The organism is Variovorax endophyticus, assembly GCF_025376855.1.
Lineage (GTDB): Bacteria > Pseudomonadota > Gammaproteobacteria > Burkholderiales > Burkholderiaceae_C > Variovorax.
The window spans coordinates 1-12,798 of record NZ_JAHUTH010000056.1 but is presented as its reverse complement, the minus strand read 5'-3'; the positions used below and the strand labels follow the sequence as shown (position 1 = coordinate 12,798).

Annotated in this window: 10 protein-coding genes; 1 reads left to right on the top strand and 9 read right to left on the bottom strand. The window is 70.7% G+C overall.

Going from position 1 to position 12,798, the window contains the following annotated elements; all coding sequences use genetic code 11:
• Positions 1 to 3 precede the first annotated feature (3 nt).
• The 4 genes from KV106_RS39120 to KV106_RS39105 form a co-directional block, all read right to left on the bottom strand.
• Complete coding sequence (locus KV106_RS39120; protein WP_261217756.1) at positions 4 to 375, bottom strand: nuclear transport factor 2 family protein; 372 nt, start codon at positions 373 to 375, stop codon at positions 4 to 6.
• Positions 376 to 505: 130 nt separating this feature from the next.
• Positions 506 to 853, bottom strand: a complete 348-nt coding sequence (locus KV106_RS39115) for an NIPSNAP family protein (RefSeq protein ID WP_261217754.1) — start codon at positions 851 to 853, stop codon at positions 506 to 508.
• 70 nt (positions 854 to 923) lie between these two features.
• Positions 924 to 1,685: a hypothetical protein gene (locus KV106_RS39110; protein ID WP_261217753.1), complete on the bottom strand. Its 762-nt coding sequence runs from the start codon at positions 1,683 to 1,685 to the stop codon at positions 924 to 926.
• Positions 1,686 to 1,789: 104 nt separating this feature from the next.
• Entirely contained in the window at positions 1,790 to 7,810 is a 6,021-nt protein-coding gene (locus KV106_RS39105; RefSeq protein ID WP_261217751.1) for an alpha-2-macroglobulin family protein, read from the bottom strand.
• A 183-nt stretch (positions 7,811 to 7,993) separates the two neighbouring features.
• Here KV106_RS39105 and opgC point away from each other — a divergent pair, with 183 nt between their 5' ends.
• On the top strand, positions 7,994 to 9,136 hold the full coding sequence (gene opgC / locus KV106_RS39100) for an OpgC domain-containing protein (RefSeq protein ID WP_261217749.1): 1,143 nt from the start codon (positions 7,994 to 7,996) through the stop codon (positions 9,134 to 9,136).
• A 36-nt stretch (positions 9,137 to 9,172) separates the two neighbouring features.
• On the opposite strand, the gene KV106_RS39095 is transcribed toward opgC, so the two are convergent.
• From KV106_RS39095 to KV106_RS39075, 5 genes are all read right to left on the bottom strand, one after another.
• On the bottom strand, positions 9,173 to 9,433 hold the full coding sequence (locus tag KV106_RS39095) for a hypothetical protein (RefSeq protein ID WP_261217747.1): 261 nt from the start codon (positions 9,431 to 9,433) through the stop codon (positions 9,173 to 9,175).
• Positions 9,430 to 10,575: a hypothetical protein gene (locus tag KV106_RS39090; protein WP_261217746.1), complete on the bottom strand. Its 1,146-nt coding sequence runs from the start codon at positions 10,573 to 10,575 to the stop codon at positions 9,430 to 9,432. The genes KV106_RS39095 and KV106_RS39090 overlap by 4 nt, the downstream gene beginning before the upstream one ends.
• Positions 10,575 to 10,922 carry a PAAR-like domain-containing protein gene (locus KV106_RS39085; protein WP_057596401.1) on the bottom strand — a complete coding sequence of 116 codons (348 nt, stop codon included), beginning with the start codon at positions 10,920 to 10,922 and terminating at the stop codon, positions 10,575 to 10,577. Before KV106_RS39085 ends, KV106_RS39090 begins: the two co-directional genes overlap by 1 nt.
• Positions 10,919 to 12,085 carry a DUF2169 family type VI secretion system accessory protein gene (locus KV106_RS39080; protein ID WP_261217745.1) on the bottom strand — a complete coding sequence of 389 codons (1,167 nt, stop codon included), beginning with the start codon at positions 12,083 to 12,085 and terminating at the stop codon, positions 10,919 to 10,921. The genes KV106_RS39085 and KV106_RS39080 overlap by 4 nt, the downstream gene beginning before the upstream one ends.
• Positions 12,078 to 12,798: bacteriophage T4 gp5 trimerisation domain-containing protein (locus KV106_RS39075; protein ID WP_409976603.1), on the bottom strand; the 721-nt coding region annotated here is incomplete at its 5' end. The genes KV106_RS39075 and KV106_RS39080, both read right to left, overlap by 8 nt.

The following is a 12,798-nucleotide window of genomic DNA, read 5'->3' as shown; positions in this document are numbered from 1 at the left end:
CGTTCAGGCCGCGTAGAAGAATTCCTCGCGCACGATCTTGCCGTCCTCCACCGTGTAGAGCGCCATCTCCTCCATGGTGAAGCGCTCGCCGCTGGTCTTGAAGGTGGCGTCGATCTTGAAGCCGACGATGAAGCGGTCGTCGTGCGGCCACGGGCCCGCGACGATCATGCCGTGCACCTCGTGGTTCGAGGTCCACCATTCGCCCTTGCCGCGGATCGCCTCGATGCCGCGCACCTCGCGCGCCATGTCGGGCGGGCCGCCGGCCTCGACGCTCACCGCGTCGCTCGCATAGAGCGCCAGTGCTTCCTCGTAGGCGCCCTGGCGGCACAGCTCGACGAGCGTGTTGGCGATTTCCATCGTGTCCATCGTGGTCATGGGTAGCGGCCTTTCTGCGGATCGCAGCAACGGGGTTGGGGGGAATGGGAACGGCTGGAGTCAGTGTAGGCCGCCGGTCGCGCGGCGCCCATCGGGAAAGACCGGGAATGACAAGCGCGCCGCTCGGGACTCAGTCCGGCGCGTTGAGCGCGCGCATGCTGTCCACCGCCTCGCCCGAGGCCCAGAGCAGCGTGTTGAGGTAGGTCTCGATGCGGTCCACCAGCGCGGCGCGCGGGCCTTCGCGCCATTCGGCGCTGCCGTAGAAGGCCGACTGCTCGGCCTCGAGCGCCGCGCGATCGGCATAGGCGCGCACGAGGTGGTAGCTCTCTTCCTCGTGGTCGCCGCGGCCGTAGCTCACCACGTCCATGCCCCTGGCGCGCAGCATGGGCACGGCGCGCGCGTGCATGGCCTCGTGGAAGGCTTCGAGGGTGCCGGGTTTCAGCCGGTAGGTGCGGATCTCGAGCAGTCGCCGGGTCATGAGGATGTCCTTCCTGGGTGCCGGCCACCGTTGTACCGCGTGCCGCGCCGGCGAGCCAGCGCGGCGTGCTTCAGCAGAACACGATCGCCGTGCGATGCGCGATGCTCAGCCGCGCCGCCTCGTACAGCAGCAGCCAGGCCGCGTACTCGCGGTAGAGGCCGTTGTCGTCCTCGATCAGCGCGTCGATGCGCTCGGCCTCCTCGTCGCCGAGCTTGCCGTTGTTCAGGTGGATGCCCAGCGCGGGCGCCACGTAGACCAGTTCCTCGAGCAGGCGGTACGAGGAGCCGAGCATGCCGCCGGGCAGGCCCAGGGTTTCGTCGTCATCCTCGTCCTCTTCCTCGTCCTCGATGTCGTCTTCCTCGGGGCCGCGCGAGAGGTCGACGTCCTCGTCGTCCTTTTCCTCGTCCTCTTCCTCGGCTTCATCGTCCTCGTCGCGCTCGTCGAACAGCACTTCCTTGAAGTCCACCGGCACGTAGAAGCCCTCGGCATCCGAATGGCACAGCAGGTGGCTGTCCTCGCTGTCGAGCAGGGTCTGGATCTTCGGGTCGGCCGTGGGATCGACGTCGTCGGCCAGCGGCGTGGCCACCCAGTCGGGCGCGAGCACGCGGTGCGCGTAGGCGCGGCGCAGGTAATGGATGAAGGAGTAGGGGAAGCTCTCGATCGAGGCGCGCGAGTCGAACTCGATCGCCTCGCGCGGTTCGGTGTGCGGCGGCAGGCCGGCGGCGGCCAGCACGCGGTTGACTTCCGCCAGGTCCTCCTCGAACGCCTCGGCGCCCTCGGGATCGTCTTCGAGCAGCTCGGCAAGCATGCCGACGCAGATGGCCAGGCCCATGGATCACTCCTCGTGGTTCGTGGCGGCGATGGTGACGAACCCAGATGAAGGCGGGATGACGGCCGGCCGCGCGTTGCGCCGGGCCGTCACCCGCGGCGGCGGCCTCAGCGCGCCGCTTCGACCTTGATGCGCTCGTTCGGCACCTCGCCGAACATCTCGGGCGCGTACATCGCCTCGACGCGGCTCGGCGGCAGCGCGAAGTCGCCGACGTTGTTCAGCCGCACCGTGTACTCCATCTTCACCACGCCCTTGGGCAGGTACTGGTAGTAGCTGCGGAAGGCCTCGAAGCTGCGTTCCTCGAAGGCCGGCCAGCCGGCGCCCGACTTCTTCTCGCCCTGGGTGGCGATCTGCGAGTCGCGGCCCAGGCCGCTGCCGAGGATGGTGGCGCCGCCGGGCACCGGGTCGCTGATGACGACCCAGGTCATGTCGGCGCTGGCGTTGACCTCCAGGCTCACGCGCAGCACGTCGCCGCGCGTGTACTTGCCGGCCACCGCCTGCTCGACCGGCGTCACGGTCTTCTTGATCGCATAGCCGGCCGCGAACGGCGCCTTGAGCTGCACCGCCGCGATCGACTGCATCGTGAGCCAGGGCTTGCCCGTGCCCTGCTGGGTCACGAGCAGGGTGTCGCGCACCGGCGCGCCGCCCGGCGACGCGGCCCACGGCAGGAACATGCCGTTGTTGCGCAGGTTGCCCGGCGAGGCCGGGGCGCCGAAGAAGGTGGTCTGGTTCGGCGCGCCGGTCGCGTCGCTGGCTTTCACGCGCTCGACCTTGCTCCAGTCGACCTGCGCCTTGGCCGCGCCCAGGGTGGCGGCGGTGATGCCGGTCACCGGCGTGTTCTCGAACACCTTGCTGAACTTTTCGAGCGCCAGCCCGCCCCAGAGGTTGGCGGTGGTGGTGTGCCAGGCGCCGTTCTGCTGCCGGCCGATGAAGCCGTTGGCCAGCTTGCCGATGTCGTCCTTCCAGGCCGGGTCGTCCATCACGGTCAGCAGCAGGCGCGCGGTGTTGACGTCGCCGTTGGTCATCAGCCACCACCAGTAGTCGTCGCGCTCGGTGCTGAAGATCAGCTTGGTGCCCTGGTAGGACAGCCGCGCCTTGAGCACGTTGTTGGCCTCGTCCAGGCGCTGCTGGCGCTGCGGCACGTCCTGCACGCGCTTGAGGATGTTGAGCCAGTCGATCACCGCGCTGGTGGGCCACTGGTTCGGCGCGATGGTGATGCTGCCGAGCATGGCGCCCGAGGCCTTGCCGTAGCGCGACAGCGCCTCCAGCGCGGCCAGCTTGCGCACGTCCAGGTCCTTGCGCGGGCTCCAGAAGTCGCGCGTGAGGCGGCCTTCGACGAAGGCGATCAGGCCGGCTTCCATCGGCGCGCGCACGTCGTCGGCGAGCGCGAAGGCGGGATCGAGCGAAGCCGCTTCGTTGGTCGCCGCCAGCAGGTACGAGGTCAGGATGTCGCTGCCGCCGTTGGCCTCGCCGTCGCGCGGCGGGAAGTAGCTCGCCAGGCCGTCGCTGTCGAGGTAGGTGGGCAGCTGCGCGAGCACGCCCTGCCACATCTTCGCGTCGCGCAGGCCGACCGACTTGCTGGTCTTCTGCTCGAGGCAGATGAAGGGGTAGTTGGCGAACCAGTCGCGCACGCCCGGCAGGCCTTCGGCCAGCTTGGGCTGCAGCGACAGCTTCAGGCCGCCGCGGCCGGGCAGGGCGTCGGCCGGCGGCGCGACGTCGATGGTGAACGGGCCGTCGACCTGCACCAGCGTGGCCTGCTGCACCGTGAGCGGTACCGAGGGCACGATGCGCTGGCGCACCTTGAGCGCGTCGCGTGCGCCGCCCAGCGTGTCCTTGGCCTCGATCTCCCACAGGATCGCCTCGGCGCGCGTCTGCGCGAGCTGTGCCGGCGCGGTCACGTTCCAGGCCACCTCGCGCGCCTCGCCGGCGGGGATGTCCACCGTCTGCGGCTGCAGGGTGAGCAGCGTGGCGCGCGGCGTGGCTTCCACCTTCATCGCCTTCTGCGTGGTGTTGCGCAGCGTGATCTGGGCGCGGAACTGGTCGTCCTCGCGCACCAGCGGCGGCAGGCCGCTGATGATCTGCAGGTCCTGCGTGGCCTGGATGCTGGCCTGGCCGGTGCCGAACAGGTCGGCGCCCGAGTCGGCCACCGCCACGATCTTGAAGGTGGTCAGCGCGTCGTTGAGCGGCACCGTCACCACGGCCTGGCCGTTGGCGTCGAGCACCACGCGCGGGTTCCAGATCAGCAGGGTCTCGAGCAGCTCGCGCGTCTGGCCCTTGCCGCCGCCGCCGCCCGCGGGCACGGCCTTGCGACCGTAATGGCGCCGGCCGACGATCTCCATCTGCGCGGTCGAGGTGCTGACACCCCAGCTGCGCCGCTGCAGCATTGCGTTGAGCAGGTCCCAGCTGTCGTTGGGCATCAGCTCGAGCAGCGCCTGGTCGACCGCGGCCAGTGCGACCTCGGCGCCGGCGGCCGGCTTGCCGTCGGGCAGCTTGGCCGTGATCGTGACCTGCGCCTTGCCGCGCACCGGGTAGCTGGGCTTGTCGCTGGCCACCGTCACGTCGAGCTGGTGGGCGCGCGTGCCGACGCGGATCTCGGCCATGCCGAGGCGGTAGGCCGGCTTGCTGAGGTCGACCATGGCGGTCGGCGCCACGTACTCCTTGCCCTCGTACCAGAAGGCGGTCCACCATTCGCGCGGCGCCTTCCAGCCCCAGCTGAAGAAGCTGTACCACGGCACCTCGCGCAGCCGTCCGCGCAGCGCGAGCACGCTCACGTAGGCGTTCGGGCCCCACTCGGGCTTGACCTGCAGCGTGACCGTCGGATCCTGGCCGTTGAGCTGCACCACGTGGGTCTCGATCACGCCCTCGCGCTCGACCGACACCAGCGCGGTCGCGAAGCGGAACGGGCTGCGCACCTGGAACTTGGCGGTCTCGCCGGGCTGGTAGCTCTTCTTCTCGGGCAGCACGTCGATGCGGTCGTTGTCCTCGCCGCCGAACCAGAGTTCGCCCTGCTTGGTCACGTAGACCGAACTGGCGGCGCGGGCGTCGCGGCCCTCGCTGTCGGTGGCGCTGGCGACCAGCTCCACCTCGCCGGCGTCCTTGAGCTCGGTCTCGCACAGCAGCAGGCCGCGCGCGTCGCTCTTGCCGCTGCAGACGGTGCCGATGTCCTTGGTCTCGGTCTTGTTGTCGTAGGTGTAGAAGCCGCCCACCATGCGCTTGCGGCTGGTGGTGGTGATGCGCGCCACCGCGCGCACGTTGAGCGTCACGCCGGCCTGGGGCTTGCCCGCGAGGTCGAGCGCGAGCGCCTGGAACTTGACCTTCTGCGCGGTCGAGACCCAGCCCTCGGTCTTGATGCCGGCGATCACGCCCGCGGGCCACAGCGTCTGCGTGCTGCGGATGGTCTGCACCTCGCCGTTCGGGTCGGCGTAGGTGGCTTCCAGCAGCAGCTCGCGCGCGGCCTTGACCTTGGGCACCTTGTCGATCGTGAGCTTGCCCGCGCCGTCCTTGTTGAGCGTGAGCGGCAGCTTGTCGGCGATCACGCGCGTGTCGCTCGCGCTGTTGAGGTCCTCCTCGCCGCCCGTGGCCTCGGGGCCGGCCGCGGTGGCCGCCTGCAGGCCCGCGGCCTCCACCGGCCGCGGCGGGCTGAAGCTGAAGGCGTCGTAGTCGGAGAAGCTCAGGCTCTTGCCGCGCACCATGGCCGACACGCGCACCGGCAGGTTGGCCGCGCCGCCGCCGGCCACGTAGTTGATCTGCACGTCGGTGGGCACGGCCGTGGCCGCCACCAGCGGCTTCTTGTCGCTGGGCGCGATGCGGCCCTCGAGCACCGGCAGGCGGAATTCCTCGACGCGGAAGGTGCCGGTCGCGAAGCTGCGTCCGCCGCCGTCCTCCTCGTCCCCGTCGCCCTCCTCGCTGTTCTTCTTCGCGCCGCCGCTGCGCAGCTGCACCTCGTAGACGCCGAGCTTGGCCGCGGCCGGAATGGCGAAGCTGTTCTCGGCGCTCAGGCCGCCGGTGGCGGTCTTGCGCCAGGCCAGCGGCTGGGTGAACTGCTGGCCGCTGCCCTGGTGGGTGATGACCAGCGTGTCGGGCGTGCCGTCGGGCAGGCCGAAGCCCTTGCGGGTCTGGGTGCGGATCAGGCTCTTCATCGACACCGTCTCGCCGGCGCGCAGCAGCGTGCGGTCGAAGATGGTGTGGGCGATGCGGTCGGGCTCGGGCTGCAGGCTGGTGGGCACGTTGAAGCGCCAGGGCTCGATGCCGCGCTGCCAGTCGCTCTGCGTGAAGGCGAGGTCTTCCACGCCCTTCTCGTCCTTGGCGCGCGCGCTGACGAACCAGAAGCCCTCGCCGTACTCGTCCTCGCCGTTGCAGTTGGGCGCCTTCGAGGGCACGCCCTCGAGCATCACGGTGCCGTCGGCGCCGGTGGTGCCCGAGGCCACGGCCTTGCCGCGGCAGTCGGACACGCGCACCTGCGCGTTCGCCACCACCTTGCCCTTGTCGAGCGTGGTGACCCAGGCCATGGAGTTTTCGCGGCCCAGCTTGAAGTGCACCGCGAGGTTGGTGGCCAGCGCGCTGGTGCGCACGTACATCGTGCGGTTGGCGCCCAGGCGCTCGTCGAGCAGCGCGTCGCCGAGCTTCTGCGAGGCGATCTCCAGCACGTGGAAGCCCGGCGTCAGCGGGATGCCGATGACCTCGAAGGGGCGCGGGTCGCCGCTCTCGGCCTTGGGCATGTCGAGGGTCTTCACGCCGGGCTGGCCCGAGAGCAGCGACAGCGTGCGGGTCTGCACGTAGCTCTTGTCGCTGCTGTCGAGCACCGGTGGCAGCGGCGTGCGCAGGTCCTTGCGCGCCTCGGTGCGCGCGATGGAGTAGCTGTCGTAGCGGCGCACCTTGCGCAGCCACTCGATGATCTCGGCGTCGGTCTTCGGGTTGATGTCGCTGACCTTGCCGGGCGTGAGCGCCTGCACCATCAGCTGCGGCTCCACGCGGCGCACCGTCACCGGCATCATGGCCGGGGTGTCGGGCTCGGCCAGGCGCTCGATCACGCCGAAGGGCGAGGCCGCGAACTTGGCCAGCGGCGGCATGGCGCCGGTCGCCACCTTGAGCGGGAAGCTGTCGGGCGAGGCCAGCGGCCGGCCCGAGGCGTCCTCGAACTTCGAGGGCAGCTCGATGGTGAAGGAGGTGCTCTCGGCCAGCGGCGGCGCGAAGTTGATCGAGCTCACCACGTCGTCGGCGTTCTGGGACGAGCCCTCGTCGTCGAACTTGGGCGCGAGGGTCTTGCCGCCGCCCTTGAGCTGGATCGCCGCGGCCATCTTGCGCGTGACCGGGGCGTTGAACTGCAGCGTCATCGGGCGCAGCGGCAGGCAGGCGGCCTGCGCGTTCTCGCGCTCGCAGGTGAAGGAGGCCGCGAAGGGCTCGCGCACCTCGAAGCTCAGCCGGCGCTCGACGCTGTTGGCGACGCCCGAGGGCGTGGCCACGCCCTTGCCGTAGACGATCTGCAGCTTGCTGCCGGGCGTCAGCGTGCGGTTGCACTGCAGCGTGACGAAGCGCAGCGGCTCCTTGGCGGCGGCCTTGTCGCGGCCATAGGCCTTGAGCAGCTCGGTGCGCTGGGCGCCCTCGATCAGCTTCACGGGCACGCGCTCGCCGATGCCGTCGGCCGCGCACCAGACGTTCTCGCGCACGCTGTCGAGCGTGGCCGGGCCGTTGAGCTCGAGCACGAACATCTGCTGCTCGTCGATCTTGCCGTAGCTGCCGGGCTGGAAGCTGCGCACGAAGGGACCGCCGGTGGAGAACTGGTAGCGCTCGGGGCCGGTCAGCTCGCCGTTGGCGGGCTTGAAGGAAGCGATGCGGCCGATGGTGCAGCGCACGCCGGGCGGCAGGTCGTTCTCGAAGTCGTAGACCCACTGCTTGGCGTCGGTCCAGCGGCCCTGGCCCTTGCCGGCCTGCGCGTCGGTGCAGCTCACCGACAGCGGCGCCGGCGCCTTCGGATCGCCGAAGTTGACCGCGGCCTGGTCGAACTTGGCGACCACCTGGCGCACGCGCGAGACCTCGCCCTGGGGCGTGAGGCTGGTGATCTGCAGCGCGAACGCGGGGGCGGCCAGTGCCGCCGCGCCGAAGGCCAACCAGAGGGACCGCGCACTCATCGAACTGTTCACAACTATCTCCTCCTGAGGACAGCGCACGAGGGTAGCCGATTTGCATGGCGCCACGGCAGTGCCGTCTGTCATAGGCCGGTGGGCCGGCGCCTGCGAAGTCGCCCCTTCTTCTTACAATCGTTGACCCGGGCGAGCGTCGCGCGGACGAAGTCAGGAAACCGCCGCCAACCGATGAAACGCTACTGGGAAATCGACGCCTTGCGCGGGCTGATGCTCGTGCTGATGACCGTCACCCACCTGCCGACGCGGCTGACGGACCCGCTGGGCCAGCCCTTCGGCTTCGTTTCGGCGGCCGAGGGCTTCGTGCTGCTGTCGGCCTTCGTCGCCGGCCTGGTCTACAGCCGCATCGGCCATGCGCGCGGCCTCGAGTCGATGCGCAGCGCGTTCTGGCGCCGCGTGCTCAAGGTCTACCTCTGCCAGGCCGCCACCCTGCTGTTCCTGTTCACCGTCATCACCGGCGTGGGGCTGCACATCGACCAGCCGGCGGTCAAGAACCTGGTCTCGTACTACCTGGCGGCGCCGCGCGACGGCTTCATCTACGGGCTGCTGCTGATCTACGAGCCGGCGCTGCTCGACATCCTGCCGATGTACATCTTTTTCATGCTCATGAGCCCGTGGGTGCTGGCCTTCGCGATGCGCCATGGCTGGCTGCCGGTGATGGCGCTGAGCGCGGTGCTGTGGGCGGCGGCGCAGTCCGGCTTCAGCGAGTGGGTCTACGGGCTGGCGGTGCGCCACCTGGGGCTGCCGGTCCCGTACCACGAGATGGGCGCCTTCAACACCTACGCCTGGCAGTTCCTCTGGTTCGCGGGGCTGGCCATCGGCGCCAGCCGCAATGCGCCGGGCGTGAAGCCGCTGCGCTTTCCGGCCTGGCTGCTGCTGCTGGCGGCGGGCGTGGCGCTGTACTGCTTCTACTGGCGCCACACCGGCATCAATGGCCAGGCGCCGTTCGGCGGCGACGTGGAGCGCAACCTGCTGTTCGACAAGTGGCTGCTCGGGCCGCTGCGGCTCGTGAACCTCGTGGCGCTGGGCATCCTCGCGGTGCGCTTCGGTCCCTGGCTGATGCGCAGGCTGCCTCGGCTGGGCTGGCTCGAGGCCATGGGGTCGGCCTCGCTGCCGGTGTTCTGCGCGCACCTGGTGGCGGTGCTGCTGGTGCTGGCCTTCTATGGCGACAGCCAGACCGTGCGGCCCTGGTGGGGCGACGCGCTGCTGCTGGCGGCGGTGTTCACGGGCATGTACCTGGTGGCACGCGTCTCGCGCGGCGCCGATGTGCCGCCGCCGGCCGACGAAGTGCCGACCGAGCCGGCGCGCGCCTGAGGGCGCTGCGGCCGGCCCGTCCCCTCCCGGCTCCTTCTACGCTTCCTCGAACGAGCCCGCGATGTGGCCGCGCCATTCGCTGCGCTCGATCTCCTCGAGCGTCGGGTCGGTGGTCTCGTAGTCGCTCAGCAGCGTGAGGAAGCCCTGGGCCACGTCGCCGAGGCCCTCGGGATGCAGCCAGCCCCATTCGCATTCCTCGCAGTGCACGTACACCCGCGCGTTGGTGATGTCGTTCTGGAACAGGAGGCGGCCCTGGTTGCAGTTGGCGCAGGTGCTGGACCAGTAGAGGGTTCTCATTTGACGGGGTAGGAGGTGATGATCTGGTTGGTGCCGGGCACGAGCTTCATCTCGACCGAGCGAAAGAGCTCGCCGGTCGCCGCGGCGTTTCCGCCCGCGCGGCCCACGATCTCGTCCATCGGAACCCGGAGCATACCGGTGGCGTCGGGCTTGAGGCCCAGGTCCTGCGCCCGCTGCCAGGCCCGGTTGGTGGTGTCGACGCCGTCCTTGTAGAACACGCCGTGGCTGTCCTTGCCCGGCACGTCCTGGTTGTGGCGGCGCACGTGGTCCTCGCGCTTCTCGCCCTTGTAGGGGCCCTTCTTCGGCACCACGGCCTCCCAGTCGAGCGGCGTGTACTTGCGCTGCACCACCGTGCCGCGCGCCGCGGCCGCGGGATCGAGCGGCTCCAGCGGCGCGCCGCGGTTCATCTCGCGCGACCTGGCGAGCGCCTCGCCCGAGGCCGCGCGGCGCTCCGCCGCGAGCCGGGCGAAGGTGCGCGTGCGGGCGACCCCCACGAGGCTGCCCGAGAGCTGGTTCACGCCCGCGACCGCCTGCTCCGAGCCGCCGAGCAGGCGCGTGAGCGCGCCCGGGCCGCCGTAGACCGGTCCCAGGAAGGCGATGCCCATGGTGTTGCCCCAGCGCAGGTTGCGCTCGTCGAGCCAGCCCTGCTCCTGCGGCGTCAGCGGCGCGCTGTAGCGCGGGCCCGGGTTGTAGACGTCGCTGACGAAGTCGAGGTCGCGCCGCACCCGCAGCGATTCCTCGGGCGGCAGCGGGGCCTTGCCGGTCAGGTGGTCGGCGAGCCGCTGGCGCTTGTCGTCGATCAGCGATTGCGGCACCTCTTCGGGCCACTTCTCGCATTCGCGCTGGAACTCCTTGGCGCGCATGAGTTCGTCGGTGGGCTCCACGCCGACGGGCCGGTCGGTGCCGGCGGTCCAGCGCACGTACCAGGGCTTGGCGTCGAACTCGGCCTTGGCGCGCGCGTAGGGTTCGCCGCAGATGCCGGGGCGGCGGCGCACCATCGGTCCCTTGGGCACCTCGAAGGTCAGCACCCGCCCGGGCGTGCCGTTGCCGAGGAAGGGCGGCGTCGTGAGCAGGGAGGACAGCGAGGGCGCGGGCACCGCCTGCCCCGGCGCCTTCTCCTCGTCCTCCGGGATCGAGCTCATCAGGCGGCCCCGTTCATCTCGCAGAGATCGCCATGGCGCGCCACGGCGCGGCTCTCGACGAACACCGTCTGCGAACCGGCGACGATCTTCACGTTGCCCGCGCCGAGCGAGACGCCCGAGCGCACGCCGCTGCCCGCGTTGCCCGCCACGCCCTTGACGATGCTGTCGACCATCAGCACCTTCTCGCCGCGCGCGAACACGGTGTGCGAGTAGGCGGCCTGCTCGGGCGGCAGCATCGAGACGATGTCGAAGGGCACGACCTGGTTGCCGACGATGCAGAAGTCGGGCGCCACGTTGACCACCATGAAGCGCGACTCCGCGTCGGCGATGTGTTTCTCTGCGCTCATCCGGTGGTCTCCATGGCTGCCGGTGCGCCGCCGATGCCTTGCGGGAGCGCTCGCTCGAACAGGTCGACCGCGACCGTGTCGAGCGCCTGGTCGAGCGTGAGCCGCCAGGTCAGGTGCACGAGCATCTCGTCCAGGTCGATGTGCACGGTGTCGAGCTTCATCGCCGTGCTGCGCTCGGTGCCGTCGCCGCCACGGCACAGGGCCTCGATCCACAGCCGCGGGAGCCGGGCCTCGAGGTCGGGCGCCGAGGCGAAGAAGCCGCTCAGCCGCAGGGTTTCGTCGCCGCGCAGGCCACCGGCCACGACCTGGTCGGCCGGGGCGTACTGGAAGAAGCCTTCATCGAAGTCCTCGGCATAGTCCATGTAGGGCTGGTCGCGATGGCGCTCGCGCCAGGCATCGTCGTAGGTGCCGGCCAGCGCGAGGCGCGGCTGCCAGAAGCGCGCGATCGGCGCGAAGCCGGCCGGCCGCGCGTCCTCGTGGTTGGCCTGCGAGAGCGGCGCGTCGGCATGCTCGATCTGCGGTCCGGGAAAGGGCTGCTCGACCGCATGGCGCGCGCCGGGATGCTGCCCCTGCGCCGCGCCGGCGAACCAGCCGCTGCCGCAGGGATTGGCCGCGTGGGTGCGCGGCGCGGCCGATGCGTCGTCGCCCGGGTCGAAGCCCCAGCCGCCATAGGCGAGCTCGTAGCGCAGCGGAACCGCGAGCGCGGGTTGCGGGGCGCTCAGGGTGCGCTGCGCGGCCTCGGGCTGCCAGTCCCAGTGGCGCGGCCCGGTCAGCCGCAGCGTCTTGTCCAGCAGCGGCGTCTCCTCGCGAGACAGCCGCAGCCGCGCCTGCCATGCGTCGCGCGGCGTCCAGTCGAGCGCGTGCGCGGTGCCCGTCAGGTAGACGTCGGCACCGGGCTTGACCAGCAGCAGGTCGGTGGCGGTGCGCAGGCTCGACAGCGCCGGCTGCGCGGCATCCCAGGGTTCGTCGGCGAAGACCGGGCCGCGGTGCGAGGCCGCGGCCTCGAGCCGGCCGGGCGCGAGCACGAAGCTCGCGCACAGCACCACCACGTCGTGGAAGCGCCGCCCCTTGCCCATCTTGTCGAACTGGAAGTGCACGAAGGACGTGGCGTTGCGCAGCTGGCGCAGCCGCGGCGCGGGGATCGGCGGCGCGGGCTCAGCCATGGGCGCCGGACTTGTCGATCGCGCCGACGCCGCTGGCGACCGCGCTCGTGACCGTGCCCAGGACCTGCGTCGCATGGGCCGCCGCGTCGCCGCCGCCGGCGGCCACCTGCTGGGCGATCGATGCGAGCTGCCCGGCCTTGCCGAGCAGTTCGGCGGGGTTGCCGCCCATCAGCGCGCCCAGGCTGGCCAGCGGGCTGCCCGGCGGCTCGGCCGGCGGCGCGCTCGGCACCGCCGCGGGCTGCAGCGCCGCCGCGCCGCCCACGGGGTTGAGCCAGATGTGCTCGCCGTTGACGGTCACGTCGTCGCCCTGCGCGGTGATGTTGATCTTCTTGCCGGTGACCGCGATCGAGCCGTCGGCCTTGAGCTGCACTACCGAGGCGCCCACGCGCAGCGAGATGGTCTTGCCGTCCATCTCGATGTGGCTGCCCTTGTCCCCGCCCACCGAGAGCAGGTATTTCTCGCCCACCTTGGTGGTCTGCGTCTTGCCGACCATGGTGTTGTCGACCATGCCCACCAGGGTGTTGCGCAGCATGCCGACGTTGAACGAGTAGGCCAGCCCGATGTTGACCATCTTGGCGAGGCCCACGTTGTGCATGTAGGCCATGCCGATGGTGCCGAGCTGGTTGCGGCCGACCTTCTTGCTGCGGTCGCGCCCCACCGAGTGGGTCTCGTCGTGCTCGACCTCGATGTCCTGGTTGCGCTCGGCATGCAGC

What these genes read in the sequence shown, in the direction of transcription:
- KV106_RS39080 (WP_261217745.1), bottom strand. Translation starts at nt 12,085, where the DNA reads ATGGCTGAGCCCGCGCCGCCGATCCCCGCGCCGCGGCTGCGCCAGCTG.
- KV106_RS39105 (WP_261217751.1), bottom strand. Translation starts at nt 7,810, where the DNA reads ATGAGTGCGCGGTCCCTCTGGTTGGCCTTCGGCGCGGCGGCACTGGCC.
- KV106_RS39090 (WP_261217746.1), bottom strand. Translation starts at nt 10,575, where the DNA reads ATGAGCTCGATCCCGGAGGACGAGGAGAAGGCGCCGGGGCAGGCGGTG.
- KV106_RS39110 (WP_261217753.1), bottom strand. Translation starts at nt 1,685, where the DNA reads ATGGGCCTGGCCATCTGCGTCGGCATGCTTGCCGAGCTGCTCGAAGAC.
- KV106_RS39085 (WP_057596401.1), bottom strand. Translation starts at nt 10,922, where the DNA reads ATGAGCGCAGAGAAACACATCGCCGACGCGGAGTCGCGCTTCATGGTG.
- KV106_RS39120 (WP_261217756.1), bottom strand. Translation starts at nt 375, where the DNA reads ATGACCACGATGGACACGATGGAAATCGCCAACACGCTCGTCGAGCTG.
- opgC (WP_261217749.1), top strand. Translation starts at nt 7,994, where the DNA reads ATGAAACGCTACTGGGAAATCGACGCCTTGCGCGGGCTGATGCTCGTG.
- KV106_RS39115 (WP_261217754.1), bottom strand. Translation starts at nt 853, where the DNA reads ATGACCCGGCGACTGCTCGAGATCCGCACCTACCGGCTGAAACCCGGC.
- KV106_RS39095 (WP_261217747.1), bottom strand. Translation starts at nt 9,433, where the DNA reads ATGAGAACCCTCTACTGGTCCAGCACCTGCGCCAACTGCAACCAGGGC.